We start from the raw sequence: 19,233 nt of genomic DNA on the forward strand, positions 1-19,233 counted from the left end.
CACTCACTTCCTCACGCGGTTGTATTTCTGGTGCACTGCCTGACGGCTCACTTCGAGTGCCTCGGCGATCGCCTGCCAGCTCCACCCCTGATTGCGGGCATTGGTCACGTGGATCGCTTCCAGCCGTTCACACAGACGCCGCAGGGCCTGCACCGCCCGCAGGCCCACAGCTGGGTCGGTACTGCTGACGGCGTCGTCCAGATTGGCCGCCGCGAGGTCACTCATACCTGTCAACATAGATTGACAACTTCAATGTGTCAAGAAAAGTTGACACGCCACGGCGACCTTCGATACAGCCCCGCCACGAGACGGCGCGTCGGCGGAGAGTGAGTTAGGAGTCTTTCGGCTTTTCGCCGCGCAACCGCGCCTGCAGATCGGCACGGTCGGCCCGGCGCCGCTCATCGACAACGGCAATGCTGGCGGTCACTCGACGGCGCAGCGGGGCGAACACCGCCATCCCCAACGGCAGCGCAATGATCAACGCGAACAGGATCGCGATGGCCAACGGAAAGTCCTCATACCCGATGAGCCGGGCCAGCCAGAAAATGACAAGCGTCAAGACGACCGCGAGACCCAACCGCGCCAAGGTGTACAACGCGATGTCGATAGCGAGCCGGCTCCCCGGCGACCGTTCAGCCACGTCACCACCCTATCGCTGCGCCGAACACCAACCTTGGCCGCGCGTATATTCGGAGTTAGTTGTTCAGGAGGCTTTCAGAAGGATTTTCTTGTGTATTACGTGCTCATCGCGGTCGTACTCGGCGCGCTGGTCTACGCCGGGTGGCGAATCAGCCAGTCGGTCCCGACCCGTCCGCAGACTCGCGTGACCGGCCCCGACGACGATCCCGAATTTCTCTGGCGCATCAGCAGGGACGATCCGTCCGAACACTGACGTTATGCGGCCCGATAGGCCGCACAACGCCTCTAGCCCTGGAACGTCTGCTGTTGACGCTGCGTACCGGTGAATCCCTGCGCCACGACAGCGGCCAACTCGATGAGCGCGCGCCGCGTCGGCGGCCGAAGCCGGTCCAGGCTGATCTCGGCGCCCTCTTCCAGGTGCGGGTCGAACGGCACCAAACGCACCGCACGGCACCGCCGCGAGAAGTGATCGACGACCTTCTGCATGTCGACCTTGCCCGAACGTGGACGCACCGCGTTGATCACCGCGACCGAACGGCGCACCAGCTCGCGATGCCCATGGGCGTCCAGCCAGTCCAGGGTCGCCGACGCGCTGCGGGCACCGTCCACCGAGCCGGAGCTGATGACCACCAGCGTGTCCGCCTGCTCCAGCACCGATGACATGGCTGAATGCATGAGCCCGGTGCCGCAGTCGGTGAGCACGACGCTGTAGAAGCGCTCAAGAATCTCCAGGGTGCGCGAGTAATCCTCGGCGCTGAACGCCTCGGATACGGCCGGATCACTTTCCGACGCGAGCACCTCGAGGCGGCTCGGCCCCTGCGAGGTGTAGCTGCGAACATCGCTGTAGCGCTGGATCGAGTTGGCGTCCCGCAACAGGTGACGCACGGTCGCCGGGGTTTCCAGCGGCACCTTCTGGCTCAGCGTGCCACGGTCCGGGTTGGCGTCGACGGCGATGACGCGGTCACCGCGGATGGACGCGAAGGTAGCACCCAGGGTTGCGGTGACGGTGGTCTTGCCGACACCGCCCTTGAGGCTCAGCAGAGCGATCTTGTAGCAGCCCTGCAGCGGCTGGTTCACCTGGGCGACGAGGTCGTTTTCCTCTGTCTTCTTGGTGCCCTCACCGAGGTTGATCGTCCCGAAAGATGCGCGGTAGACGGTCTTACGCCACCCCGCGGACGGCGCCGGCTTGTGCGGGCGCAGCAACGCGGAGGTAGACAGGTCACGCGAGGACGGCGGTAGCTCGGGCCGGATCTGGGCACCGATTCCGGTCTGCTGGCCGCCGACCGGGGTGTAGTACCGGGAGCCGCCGACGGGAGGCTGCTGGGCCTGCTGCGGGATGCCAGTGGCGGGAGTGTCGCCGCCCCAGCGATCAGCCGTGAACGGCGTCTGTTGTTGGGGCTGCTCAGCGGAGTCACTGAATCGGTTGTCGGCCCGGAAACCTCCCGCGCCGGCCGACGACCCTGCCGCTCCGATCGCGGTGGGGTCGGCGCTCTCATGCCCACCCGACGGCGTGAAATCGAGCGGCGCGAACGAACCACCCAGGGTGTTCAGCGAAGGCACCGAAGGATCGTGTCCCAGGCCCGCGATGTCCTGCTGTGGCGCAAACGGATCCTGGAACGGGACCGCCTGGAATTGCTGGGTCATCTCATGGGGCTGCTGCGGCGTGCTCTGGCCGTACATCACCGGCTGCGCAGGCTCCTGAGCTGCCCACGGCGGGGCCGTTGGTCCACCCTGCGCCTCGTCGGCGTATGGCGACGGTCCATCCGGCGCGCGGTGCGCGGGATAGTCAGACATCGATCCCCCAATGCATTGGTTGGATGTGCAGTTCGGACACGGAGCGTTCGGAACAAGTGTTCGGAACGACTCAGCATCGCACCCTATCGCAGGTGTGATGAACCGATCTGGCGGAACAGTTCGTTAGCTCACACCAGCGTACGAGTGAAGACCAACCGTCACCAGGTTGACGAAGAACAGGTTGAACACCATCGCCACGAATCCGGCGACGTTGATCCACGCGGCCCTCTTGTCCCGCCAGCCGGCGGTGGATCGTGCGTGCAGGTACGCGGCGTAGATAACCCAGGCAACGAAGGAGACGGTTTCCTTGGGGTCCCATGCCCAGAACCTCCCCCACGCCTCCTCGGCCCAGATGGCACCGAAGATCACGCCGAATCCGAAGATGGGAAAGCCGAAGATGGTGGTCCGATATGCCAACCGGTCCAGGGCCTGAGCGTCGGGCAACCGCTGAACAAATGGGTTGTCGGGCAGGTACATCTTGACCAAGAACAGGATGCTTGCCACCCCGGCGACCAGGAAGACACCCGATCCGAGGCTCACCACGGAGACGTGAATGGGCAGCCAGTACGACTGCAGCGCCGGCATCACCGGGGCGGCATAGGTGTAGAGGTACCGCCCGGACACCGTGAGCAGGATGAGCACCGGAATCAGCACGAAGACCCAGAGCGCCCGGCGCCCCTCTGCGCCGTTGGCGCGCGGCCGCAGCACTACCGCCGCCGTCACCAGGCCACACGCACACGTCAGGTTGATGAACTCGTACATGTTGCCCCAGGGCACCCGGGTGGTCGCCACGCCGCGCAGCACGATGCACAGCAACAGCAGCCCGATGCCCAGGTAGACCAGGGCCAACCCGGAGCCACCCACCCGCTCGGCGAGCGGACGCTTGCCCTGCGGCACTACCAGACCCGGCTGATTCTGATCGGCGGACACCACCTCACCACCGGAGCTGACCAGCTCACGCTGGGCGGTCTTGTTGCTCTGCCGGTAGGCCAACTCGATGGCCAACAGCACCAGCGCACCGACCATCACCACGATCGCCGACGTGAAGGCGTAGTCGGAGAACTTGGCCAGATTCACGTCGATATTGGTCGAATTCATTCGGCATCCTCATCGTTGTGGCCGTTGCCGGCCCCGGCTGCGCCCAGCGGGGGGAAGCCCTCAAGGCAGCGATCGCACAACCGCTCAAACTCGTCGCCCCAGCCGGAGCTGTCGGTGCGCGCCAGCCCTCCCAGCTCGACGTTTACCGTACCCGCGGCGGCGCCCGGGGTCAGCCGCGCCCAAACCCGGCGACGCTTGATGACGAGCGACACCACCAGACCCGCCATCATGGTCAGCGCGAAGATCAGCACCCACAGTTGGGCGGGATCACGCGACACCTGCAGATTCACGAAGTTGACGGCGCCGTCGAACTTGACGATCGTGCCGTCATTGAGCTTGACCGACTGCCCGGGCAGCAGGTTGGCGCGCGCGACCTGATTGAGGCGCTTCTGTTCGATCATGCGGGGATCGAGCTCGAAGATCGACTGCGCCCGTCCCGAGTCCAGCCCGGTGTCCCCCCGATAGATGTTGATGGCCACCGCGGGCTTGCGCATCTCCGGGAAGCTCGAGGAAAGCAGAGTGCCGTGCAGTTGTTCGGTGGGTGCGAACAACCCCTGGATGGCGATTTGATTCTTGCGACGCACATTGGGATCCGGGTAGGTACCGGCCGGCGGATCGATGCGCACGGCTCCCGAGGACAGCAGTGTGGTGGGGTCATCCGGTCGCCATTGGATGGTCTCGCTGCGTGAACGTCCGTCCGGGAAGGTGACCGTGAACGTGGGCGCGTAGCCGTAACCGAGCAGGTAGACACGGTTGCCGTTGACGCGCAGCGGATGGTTCATGGCCAGCCGATCCGGCCGCCACACATTGTTCTGCAGGTCGTCTCCGGCCTGGAACTCGATGTTCGATTCGAAGGAATGCGCCTGTCCGGAGGCAAGGTACGTGGCCTTGAAATCCTTGACCTTGACGCAGACCGGATCCAGGTTGGTGCCGTCGACGGTGTTGCCGGCCCGGAACGAGTCGAAGGCCGCCGGCGATGACGAGCAGAATCCTGGACCGTTGTTGGCGACAACGATGACGTTGCCCTCGTATCCGAAGAGCTTGCCGACCGCGAACGCGACCAACAGTCCCACCAGGGACAGGTGGAAGACCAGGTTCCCGACCTCGCGCAGATAGCCCTTCTCCGCCGAGATTTCGGTGATCTCGTCCTTGACCCGGATGCTCTTGCGCCAACCACGAAGCCGGCCGGAAATGACCGCGGCCAGCTGCTCCTGGTCCGCGGTCACGGTCCGTTCTGCGTGCTTGGGCAACCGTCCCAGGTTCCGGGGCACCGGAACCGGCTGCGCGCGAAGGGCCTTGGCGTGCTCGACGGTCCGGGGAATGATGCATCCCACCAGCGAGACGAACAGCAGAACGTAGATCGCGGTAAACCAGAAGCTGGAGAACACGTCGAAGGCCTGCACGCGATCCAGCCACGGACCGATGGTCGAGTGTTCGGTCAGATACTCGTCGACCTTGGCCTGATTGAGTGCGCGTTGCGGCAGCATCGCACCGGGTATCGCGCCGAGCGCGAGCAGCACCAACAGCGCCAGCGCGGTGCCCATGGAAGTCAAGCCCCGCCAGGTGTTGCGCGCATAGGCGAGGAGACGCTTCGCGATCATCATCAGATGGGCAACCTCGCGTCCGAAACGAATGAATCGCGCACCCAGGCGACGAAGTCAGCCCACACGCCGGTCACCAGCGCCACCCCGACGGCCAACAGCGCGATACCGCCGATGATCTGGATGGTCCGGGTGTGCCGCCGCAGCCAGTCCATACCGCGTACCGCGCGCGCCGATCCGAAGGCCAGCAGCAGGAACGGGATTCCGAGCCCCAGGCAGTAGGCAATCACCAGCGCTATCCCGCGCGCCACATCGGCACCCTCGGTGGCCGATGCCACCGCGACCACCCCGGTCAGGGTCGGCCCCAGACACGGCGTCCACCCGAGCGCGAACACCGCGCCCAGCAGCGGCGCACCGGCCACCGTCGAGACGCGGCGTGGCGTGAACCGGAAATCACGCTGCAGGGCCGGCACCAGGCCGATGAACACCAGGCCCATCGCGATGGTGACCACCCCGCCGATGCGCTGCAGCAGCACCTGATTGGTGATCAGCGTGGTCGTCATTCCCATCACGGCCACCGTGCCCAACAGGAACACCGCGGTGAACCCGGCGACGAACAGCAGCGCAGATCCCGTGACACGCAACCGATGGGATCGAGTGTCGGCCCCGTTCGCCGGTCTGTCGTCGGCGCCCACCACCGCGGCCAGATAGGACAGGTATCCCGGCACCAGCGGAATCACGCACGGCGATGCGAACGACACCAGCCCGGCGAGCGCGCAGGCGCCCAGCGCCAGCAGCAGCGGTCCGCTGGTCGCCGCGTCCTGAAACGCGGAGCCGGCATCGGCGAGAATCACTTCACATCCCCCGCAGGCTCTTTCGCTGATTCTTGTGCCACGCGCTGCACCACGGGCCGCAGATCTTGGGTCAGCAGCTCGCGCAGGAACACCGCCGCCACCCGGTGCTCACGGTCCAGCACCAGGGTCGCGGGGATCGCCCCCGTCGGGAACTTCCTGCCGAACGCGATGAGTGTGCGCATCGACGGGTCGTAGATGGACGGATACGGCACCTGGCGATCGGTCACGAAGTCCTGCGCCTTGGTGATCTCGTTGTCCCGGACGTTGATACCGAGGAAGTCCACCCCCTGAGCATGGGTGGCCCGATAGACCTCTTCCAGGGCCGAGAACTCCGAACGACAGGGACCACACCACTGCCCCCACACATTGATGACGACGACCTTGCCGGCGAAATCATTGAGCGACAGCGTCTTTGCCGGATCCAGCAAGCTCGGCCCGGCTATCGGCCCGGGTGTCTGACGAGTTTGCGGCGGGTCGTAGAAGATATCGGTCTTGCCGCCGGGTGAGACGAATTGGAACTGGCCACCGCGCGCCACCGCGTCATCACCGGTGGAACACGCGGTGATGAACAGAGCCAGCGCGGCCATCGCCGCGACCAAAAGTCGCACTCGTTACCCCGCCGGTTCCGAGTACACGACGTCGGCCAACTCTTCCCCGTCGAACACGAGCGAGGTGAGCGACGCGACATTGCATTGGCGCTTACGCGGGTCGTGCCACAACTTCTTGCCGAGCAGGTACTGGCGCGCAGTCCAGACCGGCAGCTGATGGCTGACACACACCACCTCGGAGCCTTCGGCACGCGCCCGCGCCCGATCGATCGCCGCCGTCATCCGGGATGCGATGTCGCGGTAGGACTCTCCCCAGGAGGGAGTGAACGGATCCCGGAGCTTCCACCAGTTGCGGGGGTCGCGTAGCGCGCCGTCGCCCACCGACACCTTCATGCCCTCGAAGGAGTTACCGGCCTCGATGAGGTCGTCGTCGGTGACGATGGCGAGCCCGTGAGCGTCGGCGATCGGTGTGGCCGTCTGCTGGGCACGCAGCAGCGGCGAGGCGACCACAGCGGTGATCGCATTGCCTCGCAGCGACTCTGCCACCTTCGCGGCCTGTCCCTGCCCCTTGTCCGACAGCCGGAAATTCGGTAGCCGGCCGTACAGAATGCCTTCCGGGTTGTGTACCTCGCCATGGCGCATCAAATGAACGATGGTGCGGGTCGTCACAGTCAGTTCTCCTCAACAGACGCCGCGGCGCGAGCGGCGGCGGGCAACGCGTCGGCGATACGGTCGAACGCCTCGTCGTCGAGGGCGGTGGAAACGAACCAGGTCTCAAACGCACTCGCCGGGGGGTACACGCCACGGCTTAGCAGTGCATGGAAAAACGCGGGGTAGCGCCAGGTTTCGGTGGCCTTGGCACTCTGGAAGTCCTGTACCGGTTCGGCACCGAAGAAGACACTGAACATGCTGCCGGCGCGGCCGATCTGGTGCGCCACACCCTCGGCATCCAGGGAGGCGGTGAGCAGCGCGATAATCGCGTCAGCGTTACGATCAAGCGTCTCATAGGCTTTCGCGTCCGCTGCGCGCAACGAGGCGAGCCCGGCCGCGACCGCGATCGGATTGCCGGACAGCGTGCCCGCTTGATACACCGGGCCCAGCGGCGCCAGCCGGTCCATGATGTCGGCGCGACCGCCAAACGCCGCGGCGGGCATGCCACCGCTCATCACCTTGCCGAACGTGACCAGATCGCCGGCCACCTGATCGATGCCGTACCAACCCGAACGGCTGACCCGGAAACCGGTCATCACCTCGTCCATGATGAGCAGGGCGCCATGGTTTTCGGTGATGCGCCGCAGTCCGGCGTTGAAATCCGGGGCAGGTGCAACCGTGCCCATGTTCCCCGCCGCGGCCTCGGTGATGACAGCCGCGATCTGATCGCCCTCTTCGGCGAAGATACGGGCCACAGCACCGATATCGTTGTACGGCAACACGATTGTGTCGGCCGCCGAGGCTCCGGTGACCCCGGGCGAGGAGGGCAGGCCGAAGGTGGCCACCCCGGACCCCGCATCGGCCAGCAAGGCGTCGGCATGACCGTGGTAGCACCCGGCGAACTTGATGATCTTGGTCCGGCCGGTGAATCCGCGGGCCAGGCGCACCGCACTCATGGTGGCCTCGGTGCCGGAGTTGACCAGACGCACCTTTTGTACCGGCTCGACGCGATCGATGATCTCGCGCGCGAGATCGATCTCACCCTCGACGGGCGCGCCGTAGGACAACCCCGTAAGCGCGGCTTCACGGACGGCCTCCACCACCGCGGGGTGTGCGTGGCCAAGGATCAGCGGCCCCCAGGAGCAGACCAGGTCCGCGTACCGGTTGTCGTCGACATCGGTGAGCCAGCATCCGGCGCCGGATTTGATGAACCGCGGGACGCCGCCCACGGCAGCGAAGGCACGTACCGGCGAGTTCACTCCACCTGGGATAACGGCCGAGGCGTCGGCGAACAGACGTGTGGAGTTGGGCGTCTCGTCAGGCACGGCATCCAGTGTCTCAGCTGATGCCAAATCGTCCACTACAGGGTGTAGTGGATCAGGCAGGTGTCAACGCAAATGTCGGGTGATCGGCGTCGTCGGGCAACTGCGCGAAATAGCCGTCGACAACCTTTCCCGCCTTGGGCTTGTAGGCGGCGATGATGGGCGCACGGTCGGCTACCGGGACCTCGGTGGCCGTGTACACGGTGCTGGCGCCCTTGACGGTCAACGTCACCTGCGGGTTTGCCCTGATGTTCTTGACCCATTGGCTCTCGCCCCGGGTGGAGACCACGTACTTGATGCCGTCAACGTCCACGGTGGCAACCGGGATCTGCTGAGGCTCTCCGCTGACCCGTTTGGTGATGGTCAGCGTCTCGCCGATATTGGCAACCATCGCGACCTTGTTGAAGATGTTTTTCACGAACCATGGGGGCTTGAGGTATGCCATGGATCACAGTTTGATGGTGGTATGCAGATACCGCAATCGGTCGCGCGCTTCAACAAGTACGTCACCAACCCGGTCCAGCGGCTGTGGGCGGGCTGGGCCCCGAGCTTCGCGATCATCGAGCACAAGGGCCGCAAGTCCGGCAAGGAGTTCCGGACGCCGGTCACCGCGTTCAAGACGCCCGACGGCGTCGCCATCCTGCTGACCTACGGCCCCGACCGGGATTGGCTCAAGAACTTGCAGGCCTCCGGCGGCGGTCGCATCGTGCGTCGCGGGAAGACCCACGATGTCGTCAATCCGCGGGTGGTCAGCCGGGATCAGGCGGCGGCACTGGTCAAGAGCCGCGCATTCGGGAAGCTCCCGTTCGAGCAGGCCGTGCTGCTGACCTACGCCTAGCCCTTCTCTGCGCTGGTAGACCTGCGTCTACCAGATCTTCACGAACTTGTCCGGCGCGTTCACCATGGGATCGCCTGCCAGGCAACCGAATTCGGTTGCGAACGGTGCGACATTCGGCACCACTCCGTTGATCCGCAGCGCCGGCGGAGAATGCGGATCGCTGGCCAGCTGGGTGATGGCCGCCTCGGGTCGCTGTTTGTCACGCCAGATCCGTGCGTAGTTCAGGAAGAACCGCTGCTTCTCGTTGAACCCGACAATGCCGCTGGCCTTGTCGGCATCGTTCTTCTTCGCCAGTTCGGCGACCAGTGCGTCGTACGCGGTGTTGACGCCGCCCAGGTCGGCGATGTTCTCGCCCAGGGTCAGCCTGCCGTCGACGTGTAGGTCGGGACGGCCCGGAATCGGCGCGTAAGCGTTGAACTGCTCCACCAGCCGGTTGGCACGCTTGTCGAACTCCTCGCGATCGTTCGGTGTCCACCAGTTGACCCGGTTCCCCTCGCCGTCGAACTGGCTGCCCTCGTCATCGAACGCGTGGGTGAACTCGTGGCCGATCACGGCACCGATACCGCCGTAGTTGAACGCCGGATCTCCCTTGGTGTCGTAGAACGGCGCCTGCAGGATCGCCGCGGGAATGGTGATGCTGTTCTCGGTGGGGTCGTACTGGGCGTTGACCGTCTGCGGGGTCATCCCCCACAGCGACCGATCGGTAGGGCGCCCGATCTTGGCCATCTCGAAGTCGTAGTCGAACTTCAGCGCGGCGGCCCGGTCGGTGTAGAAGTTATCGCCGCCCAGCTTCAGCTTCGAGAAATCGCGGTTCTTGTCGGGGAATCCCACCTTGAGGATCAGCTTGTCCCACTTGCTCTTTGCGGCAAGCTTGGTCTGCGGGCTCATCCAGTCGACGGCCTCGATGCGTTTGCGCAACGCCTCCTTCACATTGCCCACCATCTCGGTGGCGGATCGCTTGTCGCCATCGCTGAACATCCGCTCCACGTACAGCTGACCCAGTGCCGGGCCGATCAGCTTGTTGACGATCTCAAGCCCCTGCTCCCAGCGCGCCTTCTGCGCCGTTGTGCCGGTGAGCGCCGACTTGAATGTAAAAGCGTTGTCGCGGAATGTCTTCGACAACGCGTTGGCCGACCGATGCACCGCATGGAAGGTCAGGTACGACTTCCAGGTGTCCAGATCGGTGGTGGCGAGCAGCCGATCGAATGTCGTGAAGAACTCGGTCTCGGCCAGCGAGAACGACCTGGCCTCCGGGGCTCCCTGCGCCTTCAGGTAGGCGCCCCATTCGAAATGCGGTGTCAACGCATCAGCTTGCGCAACCGTGACCAGCTTGTACTGGTTGGCCGGATCACGTTGTTGCACCGGGCTCAATGTCGCTGCCGCCAGCGCAGATTCGAGCGAGGCCACCTGTTCGGTACGAGCCTTGGCTACCTCTTGATCGGCTCCGATCGAGCCGAAGGTCGAAGCGATGTACGTGCGGTACGCGTCGAACACCGACGCATACTTCGGATCGGTGTAGTAGTCCTTGGCGGGCATGCCCAGCGCGTCGGCCCGGGCATAGCCGATCTGCTCGGTGGCGTTGGCGTAGTCGGCACCGGCCTCGAAACCGAACACCAGATGCTGTCCGGTGGCAGCGTCGGCGGCCAAAAAGGCGGCAAGGTCCTCGGGAGTCTTGATCTGATCGATCGCGGCGAGCGTCGGACGGATGGGGTCATATCCGGCCGCATCCAGCTTCGCGTCGTCGGTGGCGGTCCGGTACAGCAGACCGACCTGATAATTGACCGACTCATGATCGGCGGTACCAAGCCCCGAGACCGCACCGTCGACGATCTCGTGCTGAACCTTGCGGGACTCGTCGGCCAGCATGTCGAAGCTGCCGTAGCTGGCCTTGTCCGCGGGGATGGTGGCCTCATCGATCCACTTGGCGTTCACAAACCCGTTGAGATCGGCGCACGCGGCAAAACGCATGCTCAGCTGCGCGTTGTCGAATGTGGGAATGGGCGCGTTCGACGCTACCGGCGCGGTGGGCTGGTCGCGGGTACACCCGGAGAGGGACACGGCCAGCACTAACGCCGCCACACCGGCGGATCGACTCAGAGGCATGCCCCCCATTTTGCCTATCTGAGCCACCGCGTCGAGCCCGCCCCTGAAATCCCCCGCGAATCCCACGTGATTCCGGACGACCCATGATCGATACCTACCCCCTTCCTAATCTCGGTCTATTTGCGTGACCCGTGGGGCATACTTGACGTGCAACTTCGCCTGTAGGTGGTGGGTCGTGCGGAAAGTATTCATCTCGTACGCCCGGGCTAACAAGCCCGACGTCGATCAGTTGGTCGAGCACCTGACCGAGCTCAACTGCCAGACATGGGTCGACTCGTCTCTGCACGGCGGCCAAGATTGGTGGCAGGAAATCCTGCGCCGGATCGCGGATTGTGATGTGTTCATTCCGGTTGTTTCGCACGAATCGTTGAATTCTGGTGCATGCGCACGCGAATTCGATTGGGCAGAGAATCTCGGCAAATCCGTCCTACCCGTCGCATTGGAGCGACCGTCGCCCGCGCTTCCGCGGCGCATCTTGAGCCGTCAGATCGTCGACTACTCCAACCCGGAGGAACGGGACCGCGCCGCCCGAAAGCTTGGTGGCGGTTTGTTGAGCCTGCCACCCGCACCACCGCTTCCCCACCCGATGCCGCAACCACCGGCGGCCCCCCTGTCCTACCTCACCGATCTCGTGGAAAAGCTGTCCTCGCCGCACGCCCTCAGCCACGAGGAACAGCGGCAGATCCTTGCGAGGTTGGATCCGCCCCTTCGATCCCTCGACCCCGAGGAGCGACAAGCAGGACGCGCAATCCTCGATCGATTGGGCAGCCGGTCCGACCTCTACGCCGACGTAGACCGCACGATCGGTGTGTTGAAACAACTCCATGACGAGGTACGCGGGAAGGTTCACACACCCTCGCGGGCAGCACCACATTCGCCTCAACGATTTGTTGACGACGCCGTCGCCCCGCCAAAAGGACAGCCGTTCAACCATATTCCGCCGCCTACCCGCAACGGCGAGAAAGCCCCGTCGGCCCCGACGGTCATGCCCCTTCCAAAACCACGGCCAGCGCCGATACCTCGTCCGAAACCGGACCCACATCGACCCCTCTCCGGCGAGTGGACGACCGCACTGCCGGCGACGCTGCTCGTGATGGCAGCGATCACGGGAGCGATACCACCCATCCGAGCACTCAGCTCGGGATACGACTACGGCATCAGCGTGTGGTATTGGCAGACAATCTCACGGATCCTTATCGGTATAGCGTTCAGCGTTTTGGCGTGGAGCGCAAAGTTGTTCTCCCCCAACGCCGCCCCGGTGGGCTGGTTCATGGCGCCGATCATGGTGGTCCATGTCATCAACGACATCGTGGTGTTGACCGCAATAAGTGCGGGCAAGTGCACACCCACGTGTATAGCCGACCCGGGAATCGACCTTATGCGCGTGTACGGGTATCCCCTCTTGCTAGGCGTGGCCGCACTCGTCGGAATCGCGTTCGGATTCGCTGTTTTCGCATCCACGCGCGCCGCCTGGGCACCAATACTGGCGGTGTGGGGATTTTGCGGTGTGCTGGAAGCGATTCTGTCGTACATCGCCAAAGTTGACGATCAACGCGCTCCCGAAGCCGATGCGGTGTTGATCGTGCAGAACGCAATCTTGCTGGTGGCCGCGATCGTGATGTACCAGCGCGTCCGGCCCAATCGCCCGATCAAGCAAACACCACGTTGACTGGGCGCATCCCTGCGTCAATGTGGCGGCTTAGTACCGTAATCCGATATGTAGATCTGCTCACGAACCCCGTCCAGCTCCCAACCGCCCGACCTCAACGATTCGGACGCCAGTCCAAACTTGTTGTCTCTGCTATAGCCTTCCGCAGCGGAAAGGTGAGCCCGGGCGTTGTCGAGCTCGTGCCCACTGAGCGTTCCGCTCCTGAAGAAGCCCCCAGTGCGCTCGTTCACATGGGGCTGAAGGTTCTCGATTTCGTTGCGCAAGCGTTCAATTCTGCCGGCTACCGCAGACTGGGCAAATAGTTGACGTGGTCCTTCTACTGTGCTGCGCACACTATCGGACATCCGCAGCTCGGTGTCGCCAACTCGAACGGTTGTGCGCCCGAAGACATGTTCGCCGCGTTGGATTGCTTCATACATCTGAATCGCACGCGTGCCGGCACTGACGCGGTCACCGTTCCCACGCGCGGTGTCGTAGGCGGCAACGAACTGCTTGTCCGACGTAACATCCACAACGTTCCGTGGCGGTGCGTCCGTTCGATTCGATTCGGTGACTGGCATTTGTTGCCGGGGCTCGTACACCTCGACCACGACGTCACGGAAGGCCCGTGTCTCCATGCGTTCTTGGATATCTCGCGATACTTCGCGGTCCGGACCGGGATCTGCAGCGCGGTACTCCATCGGTGGCCTGACGACATCCGCGCGGCTGGAGCCCGAAACAATGTAAGCGCCTTCAAACTTTCGGATCTGATCCGCAGTCGTGAACACGGGGTTCCCGAAGTCGTGCGTTCTCGGCTCCGACACACCTGCATGGATGGCGACCCAATTGCCGGCGGTCTGTAATCGTCGGACCTCTGGCATCAACTCATTGACTGCCTTCTCCGCCTTGAATCGCTCGGCGTGTTCAAGATTCTGGATTTGGGCCTGGTGGAGCGCCAAGGCGAGGCCTTCAACGCCTCCCTTGGTCGCCTCGGATGATCGCGGGTTATCGATCTCCCCGGTTGTCCGAGGTGCCATCACACCTTCGGCAGGCTTGACCGTTTCTCGGACGCCACCGGATTTAGTGTCCTTGTTCCCTGTCTCGGTGTTCCCTGCCTCGGTCGTGACAACGTTCCCCGTCTCAGTCCTAATAATGACCTTCGGTTGTTCCACCGCGGGCCGGCGCTGCTCAACAGCCGACTTGGGCGTTGTGGCCCCTGCCGCAACATGCTCAGGCGGGGGCCCGGTAACGACAACACGGACCGGAACATCCTGGATAGTTCGATTCTGCAGATTGCCGCCCTGGTATCCCGCGAGATCGCTGTTCAGCTGTTGCTCGGCGGTCTGCTGCAATCCACGTTTATCTGACGCGCCGAGGCTCTCAAATCTAGGCACCTCGACATAAATCGCAAGCCCATCCGGCTTCGTGAGTGTGACATTCAATTTGGTTCCGTCGGCCTGCGTCCGAGTCGCTGACGACTGACCGGCCTCCAACACTGCGTCAAACTTCTTGTACGCCTTGTGAACCTCGCGTTGAATACGAGTTTCCAGTGGAGTCTTGGCAGTGGGGTCAAGACTTTTCAATTGCTGCCACTCGCCGCCCGTGATTTCACGGGATACTCGGACCTTCCCGCTCTTTTCAGTAGTTTCCGATCGCGACTCCTTCGGCACCTGACCGTTCGGGCCGTGGCCGACCCAATCGACTGCCGGCTGTTTGACATTGACGTCGATCGCCGTCGGATTAATTCGCTCCTTCGACTGCGGTTCCCGCATCTCGTTCCGGCTCATTCCACGGGGAATGGCGGGTTGTCCGGTGCTTCTGTCGGAAAGCGACGGCCTAGCCGCAGCACCCTCTACCTTTGCTCTGTCCTGTGGCATCGAGGTAACCGCGTGGGGCTGATCAACCCTGCCGACGTCCGTGGTTCCAGGACCACTGACCCGGCTCTCAGTGGCGGATGCCCCCGTGGCTGCCTTCCCTGCCTCCGCGGTACCCGTACGACGAGTCAAATCCGGCCGACTCGCCGTTGCCGGTGCGGCAGTTGCCTCGGCGTTGCCGCGCTGCGCTTGCTCCGGCCGCCGCTGCCCAAGGTCGGCGCCACGCTCCCGCGTCTGAATCGAAACGTCCCGCGGCCTGTCCGGGCTCCCGCTCTTGCCAGCATCCGCAGGCTTCCCTACCCGGCCATCGTCACGCCGGCCAGCCTCACCTCGCTCATTGCCGACTCCGGGTTGGCTGCCGTCCCCGCCGCACTGCAGCGTGCGCTCACCTTTTATCCCGTCGCCCAGTTGGTCGCCACGTTCAGCACGGGATGCCGTGTCAGTACCGCGATAGGACGCACCGCTTGATGAGCCGCAATCCGACGAGCGGTCCTCACCGTACGATCGGTTGGAGGAACCACCTCCGCCACCGCCTGAACTGCTGCCACCCATACCGCCGCGGGAGCTTCCACTGCCGCCACCAGAACTGGCTTCCCGCCGTTTGCGATCCAGCTCCTCTTTCGGCGTTTCAAGGCGACCGTCGCTCTTGATCCTCACCATGCCAGGCCCTCGTTTCCAGGCTCTACAGCTCCGCTTCGGCGACGATCCGGTCGAGGATCCGCCGACTTGTTCTGATCGACTTGCGTGTGTCGGCGACGAGCATCTGCTGTGCGAAACACATGCACACGCGTTTGGCGTTGGCCACGATGTGTTGGGCGACATCGGCTGGAGCGCCTTCATCGGGAAACTCTGTGATCTCGTAAGCGGCGTCCTGACACACCTGCCAAGTCTCTTCGCGCGCACCATCTTCCGACCGCGCATCTGTCTCGTCCGCCGCGTACCAGGCGTCCTCGTAGCGGCCACTGGCGACCACATCGGCAACAGCGGCACGGTACAGACATTGCGGCGGCACCTGGTCACACACCTTGCCGCACAACGGATACGGGTCGAGGGAGCGGGCCGCAAGCCGGTGTGCGATCTCGTGAAGACTGCCCCGCAGCTGTGCGGTCACCTGGTCATCTGTACCTTGCAGTTTGTCGAGAAGCACTGCGCGGAGACGGTCCGAGTAGTCCGCGGTGTCTGAGTAGTTCCAATTTTCCTGGGCTCCGCGTCGCTGAGCGAACCAGTCAGCGAGGTGGCCCGCGAGCGCTCGCTGCAGCGCCCCCGCGTCGACGTAGCGCGGACGGCGTGCGTCGATCGAGGCAATGACATCCGGCCAGAGACGGTCAAGCGCACCGATCTGCTCGACCGCCGCCAACACCACCCTCGCGAAAGTCCTTTGCACGTAGACATCTTCGGCGAGCTCTCGCGCGACTGCGCACACTTCGGGCGCATCCGCGCATGTTGAGGCGCAGAACGTACGCGGATAGAACAGTGCCCCGCCCTGGTGAGCGCGCAACAGTTCGGTCGACGCGCGTATGCGGCTTCGGATGCGCTCTTTGTCGCGCAGATCGCCTACCGGACGCTTAGCCTCAGGCACCTGCAAGAGCAGCGGCGCGTCGTCTCCGTCGGCGAACACCGCTGCCTGGCCGGGCCTGAACGTGGCCAGGGCACGCGCCTGATTCTCGTTCATCACCATGGCCGAGGCAAGCGTCGCCCGGTCGTCGCTGGCGACGATGCGATGCACAAGTTTGAGGTTCGTATTCTTCACAACGTCAGGAGCGAGCTTCGACGGCACCTGGTCGACGATGACCAGTCCCTGCCCATAGGCCCGGATTTCGGAGATCAAGTTGGCAAATGTCTCGACTGCTTTACCCCGCACGTCGCCCCCGGATTCCTCGCGCTGCACGACTGGGCCGCCCGTGCCGGCAAGCAAGCGGTGGGCTTCTTCGACGATGAGCAGATGACGAATCCCGTCATGGGCGCCAATACCGCGCAGATGCTCGGCAAGGCCAATCATGAACAGTCCCATGACAAATGCCTTGTCATCGTCGTCACCCATCCCCTCCAGCTCCAGGACCGTCGGCCGCTGTACCAATGCCTCGATCGACAGAGAGCGCTGGACATCGAGCATTCGCCCCTTACCGCCCACACGAAGACTGTTGAGCCGCGTGCCGAGTGCGGCGCGAATGTTGTTTTCGACTTCCTTGTCGTATCCAAGCTGACCGGCGACCTCGTCGACCTTCGCGGCGAGATCCGCGAGCGTTGGAAATGACAATGATCGACCAGACATGTTGTCCAGACGTCGATTTCGGTTGGTAGTAATGTCCCAACCACGGTCTTCATAGATTCGATACAAACAGGTTTCGAGCACCTGAGGCAGCGGCGTCCACATTCCGAAGCTCACGTTGAACACCGACCGGAGCAGATCGAGATGCACGCCAACGGATACTCCGGGAGGAAATTCGAAGGGGTTCAGCCGCAATGGAGATACTGTCTCGTCACCCAATGTGAACACCTGCAAGTGAGGTCCGATCAGCGGATCGTCCACAAGTGAACGGTACTCAGACTTAGTGGGTTCGATGACGAGGAACGGCACCCCTTTTTCCGCGAGCTGTTGAAGCAAGTAGAAGACCGTGTTGGTCTTTCCTGAGCCAGTGACACCGGCGATGAATGCATGGCGGGTGAGCGTATCCAGCCCAACATCGTAGGTGGCGCTGGTGGGCTGCCGGTGTTGCAGCACACGCCCGAGCGGGACGCAAGACGAATCTTGTTGGGCCGTCCCGGGAACAAGGTCGAATCGGGCAGCGAAGTCGGTGGTGTATCCGGGAGTTTCGAGCTCTGGCAGATGAACGCACGCGGCTAGTTGCGCCGATGACAGCAGCGTCTGGTGTTCAAACGGCCGGCGGTAGTGTCCAGGGCCCAGCGCTCCCGCGGTGTCCGGTAGGGCCCACATGTTTGCCAGGTCGCACACTTGGTCGAGATCGATGGTACGGACCGGTTCCGGCAGGGACTTGGCACCAGACATCACGCTTCGCCATGCGCTGGCCAGGCGTGGATAGCTCTCGTCGTCTCCCAGAAGGTAAACCGCCGTACGCCAAGCGCCTGTTGCCATCCCGTCACTCGTCGCCACCAGCCCCGCCTTGAGCAACTCCACATAATGATCGGCCAGCGGACTCGGAGCGGCTTCGTTCTTGGCAGCAGCCATCACCGTGCGCATCTCATTGAGGATGGCTTGGCGTTGTCCCGCAATGCCACGTTCCGACATTGGTTGTGCCAGCACCTGGATCGCCCACTCCGATCCGCTCATCGAACGGATGACCTGGTCGATCGGCGCGGCTCCATCGATCTCATTGATGCCGGCCGGCGCCGGGACTCCCAACGCCAGTCCGCCGCTTCGCCATGCCGACCGTTCGGGCAATGCTTCGAGAAGATCGATCGCCGGGTAGAGGCCACGTAGAACGGACCCCATGATGCCGATTTGCGCATCGTCGGAGGCCGGATCCTCCTCATGATTTGTAGGCCAGGTACCGATATAGACCTGGACGCCGTGCGGCGATCCCCGCACCGTGTAAGCAAGCGGAATCCGGTAGCCGTACAGTCCGGTGATCAGTTCGGCGGTTGTCGGCCGCCAAGGATCGGAGTTCGGCGAAGACACCGGCTTCGGCGCACGGAGCGTGTCCTTATCGGGGCGCGAGATCCCCCGTACATGAAGCATCCGCCGCGATGCCGGATCGCCAACCGTGTACGGGGCATTCGGCGCTTGCGGCGATTCCCCGCAGCGTTGCAGATAGTCGACTTTCGCAGTCGTGACGGATTCGGTCGCCACTCAAATGACCCCGTCACACTCGTGGGGCAGCTTCATACCGGCGTCCCTGATGTTCAGGCACCAATTCTTGAGCTGGTCATCCCGCTCGCGATCAAACGTGGAATCAGCATGGCGAACCAACAACACGAACACGGTAATGACCACAACGATCACGGTGACGATCGCCGCCAGCACGATCACAAATCCTCTGCGGATCCTCTTCCGGCCATCCGGCGAGATGGATTCGGTCAGCTCTTGCCAACCCGACCGTCCCTGAACGTGCGCTCCGGTCGAGAGGTTGATGACCGTGTCGGCCCGGAGATTCCCACCCCGCCATTGGCCGCGAACCTCAACCTCGTCTCCGTCACTGATCTGCCCTGATATTCGGCTTCCGCTCCACTGCATGCCTCCCAACTCCACGGGAACCGGCGCGAGCCGGTTGCCTGCCGGGTCGTAGCGTTCAACGCGAAACGTCAAGATTTCCATGGCCGTTTGGCTTCCGACGGAGCGCTGTTGCACCGCCCGGGCGGAGCCAC

General features: G+C 63.7%; 18 protein-coding genes. 4 read left to right on the plus strand and 14 right to left on the minus strand.

Annotated features, from left to right (window positions below; translation table 11 throughout):
* Nucleotides 1-3: 3 nt before the first annotated feature.
* Entirely contained in the window at nt 4-225 is a 222-nt protein-coding gene (locus B4393_RS05250) for an HTH domain-containing protein (protein ID WP_078280828.1), read from the minus strand.
* Between the two features lie 106 nt (nt 226-331).
* The gene (locus B4393_RS05255; RefSeq protein ID WP_078333216.1) at nt 332-640 is read right to left on the minus strand and encodes a DUF4229 domain-containing protein; all 309 of its coding nucleotides are present in this window, start codon (nt 638-640) and stop codon (nt 332-334) included.
* A 90-nt stretch (nt 641-730) separates the two neighbouring features.
* On the opposite strand from B4393_RS05255, the gene B4393_RS27140 reads away from it, so the two are divergent.
* Nucleotides 731-892, plus strand: a complete 162-nt coding sequence (locus B4393_RS27140; RefSeq protein WP_099051365.1) for a hypothetical protein — start codon at nt 731-733, stop codon at nt 890-892.
* A 32-nt stretch (nt 893-924) separates the two neighbouring features.
* Here B4393_RS27140 and B4393_RS05260 read toward each other — a convergent pair whose 3' ends face one another.
* The 8 genes from B4393_RS05260 to B4393_RS05295 form a co-directional block, all read right to left on the minus strand.
* Nucleotides 925-2,319: a MinD/ParA family ATP-binding protein gene (locus tag B4393_RS05260; protein WP_070939267.1), complete on the minus strand. Its 1,395-nt coding sequence runs from the start codon at nt 2,317-2,319 to the stop codon at nt 925-927.
* Nucleotides 2,320-2,556: 237 nt separating this feature from the next.
* Complete coding sequence (gene ccsB / locus B4393_RS05265; protein ID WP_078333217.1) at nt 2,557-3,531, minus strand: c-type cytochrome biogenesis protein CcsB; 975 nt, start codon at nt 3,529-3,531, stop codon at nt 2,557-2,559.
* Nucleotides 3,528-5,135, minus strand: a complete 1,608-nt coding sequence (resB, locus tag B4393_RS05270) for a cytochrome c biogenesis protein ResB (protein ID WP_078333218.1) — start codon at nt 5,133-5,135, stop codon at nt 3,528-3,530. The genes ccsB and resB overlap by 4 nt, the downstream gene beginning before the upstream one ends.
* Nucleotides 5,135-5,926 (minus strand): cytochrome c biogenesis CcdA family protein, encoded by a 792-nt coding sequence (locus B4393_RS05275; RefSeq protein ID WP_078333219.1) that lies wholly within the window; start codon nt 5,924-5,926, stop codon nt 5,135-5,137. Before B4393_RS05275 ends, resB begins: the two co-directional genes overlap by 1 nt.
* Nucleotides 5,923-6,534, minus strand: coding sequence for a TlpA disulfide reductase family protein (locus B4393_RS05280; protein ID WP_078333220.1), 612 nt, complete (start codon nt 6,532-6,534; stop codon nt 5,923-5,925). Before B4393_RS05280 ends, B4393_RS05275 begins: the two co-directional genes overlap by 4 nt.
* Before the next feature lie 3 nt (nt 6,535-6,537).
* On the minus strand, nt 6,538-7,116 hold the full coding sequence (locus B4393_RS05285) for a histidine phosphatase family protein (RefSeq protein WP_078333348.1): 579 nt from the start codon (nt 7,114-7,116) through the stop codon (nt 6,538-6,540).
* Nucleotides 7,117-7,145: 29 nt separating this feature from the next.
* A complete protein-coding gene (hemL, locus tag B4393_RS05290; RefSeq protein WP_078333347.1) occupies nt 7,146-8,450 on the minus strand; it encodes a glutamate-1-semialdehyde 2,1-aminomutase in 1,305 nt (434 codons plus the stop codon).
* Between the two features lie 52 nt (nt 8,451-8,502).
* Nucleotides 8,503-8,892 (minus strand): nitroreductase family deazaflavin-dependent oxidoreductase, encoded by a 390-nt coding sequence (locus B4393_RS05295; protein WP_078280680.1) that lies wholly within the window; start codon nt 8,890-8,892, stop codon nt 8,503-8,505.
* Between the two features lie 21 nt (nt 8,893-8,913).
* Here B4393_RS05295 and B4393_RS05300 point away from each other — a divergent pair, with 21 nt between their 5' ends.
* The gene (locus B4393_RS05300; RefSeq protein WP_078333221.1) at nt 8,914-9,285 is read left to right on the plus strand and encodes a nitroreductase family deazaflavin-dependent oxidoreductase; all 372 of its coding nucleotides are present in this window, start codon (nt 8,914-8,916) and stop codon (nt 9,283-9,285) included.
* A gap of 27 nt (nt 9,286-9,312) precedes the next feature.
* Here B4393_RS05300 and B4393_RS05305 read toward each other — a convergent pair whose 3' ends face one another.
* Nucleotides 9,313-11,388, minus strand: a complete 2,076-nt coding sequence (locus B4393_RS05305) for a M13 family metallopeptidase (RefSeq protein WP_109558397.1) — start codon at nt 11,386-11,388, stop codon at nt 9,313-9,315.
* Nucleotides 11,389-11,563: 175 nt separating this feature from the next.
* Here B4393_RS05305 and B4393_RS05310 point away from each other — a divergent pair, with 175 nt between their 5' ends.
* Complete coding sequence (locus tag B4393_RS05310; protein WP_157901267.1) at nt 11,564-13,057, plus strand: toll/interleukin-1 receptor domain-containing protein; 1,494 nt, start codon at nt 11,564-11,566, stop codon at nt 13,055-13,057.
* Between the two features lie 17 nt (nt 13,058-13,074).
* Here the strand turns inward: B4393_RS05310 and B4393_RS05315 are convergent, their stop codons facing one another.
* The gene (locus tag B4393_RS05315; RefSeq protein WP_078333223.1) at nt 13,075-14,823 is read right to left on the minus strand and encodes a hypothetical protein; all 1,749 of its coding nucleotides are present in this window, start codon (nt 14,821-14,823) and stop codon (nt 13,075-13,077) included.
* Nucleotides 14,824-15,099: 276 nt separating this feature from the next.
* Between B4393_RS05315 and B4393_RS05320 the strand changes: the two genes are divergently transcribed.
* Entirely contained in the window at nt 15,100-15,378 is a 279-nt protein-coding gene (locus B4393_RS05320; protein WP_078333224.1) for a hypothetical protein, read from the plus strand.
* Nucleotides 15,379-15,592: 214 nt separating this feature from the next.
* Here the strand turns inward: B4393_RS05320 and B4393_RS05325 are convergent, their stop codons facing one another.
* Together B4393_RS05325 and B4393_RS28030 are read right to left on the minus strand one after the other, a co-directional pair.
* The gene (locus B4393_RS05325; protein ID WP_078333225.1) at nt 15,593-18,718 is read right to left on the minus strand and encodes an ATP-binding protein; all 3,126 of its coding nucleotides are present in this window, start codon (nt 18,716-18,718) and stop codon (nt 15,593-15,595) included.
* On the minus strand, nt 18,719-19,183 hold the full coding sequence (locus B4393_RS28030; protein ID WP_236743118.1) for a hypothetical protein: 465 nt from the start codon (nt 19,181-19,183) through the stop codon (nt 18,719-18,721). It abuts the gene before it with no gap.
* Between the last annotated feature and the right edge of the window lie 50 nt (nt 19,184-19,233).

The organism is Mycobacteroides franklinii (assembly GCF_002013895.1).
Classification (GTDB): domain Bacteria; phylum Actinomycetota; class Actinomycetes; order Mycobacteriales; family Mycobacteriaceae; genus Mycobacterium; species Mycobacterium franklinii.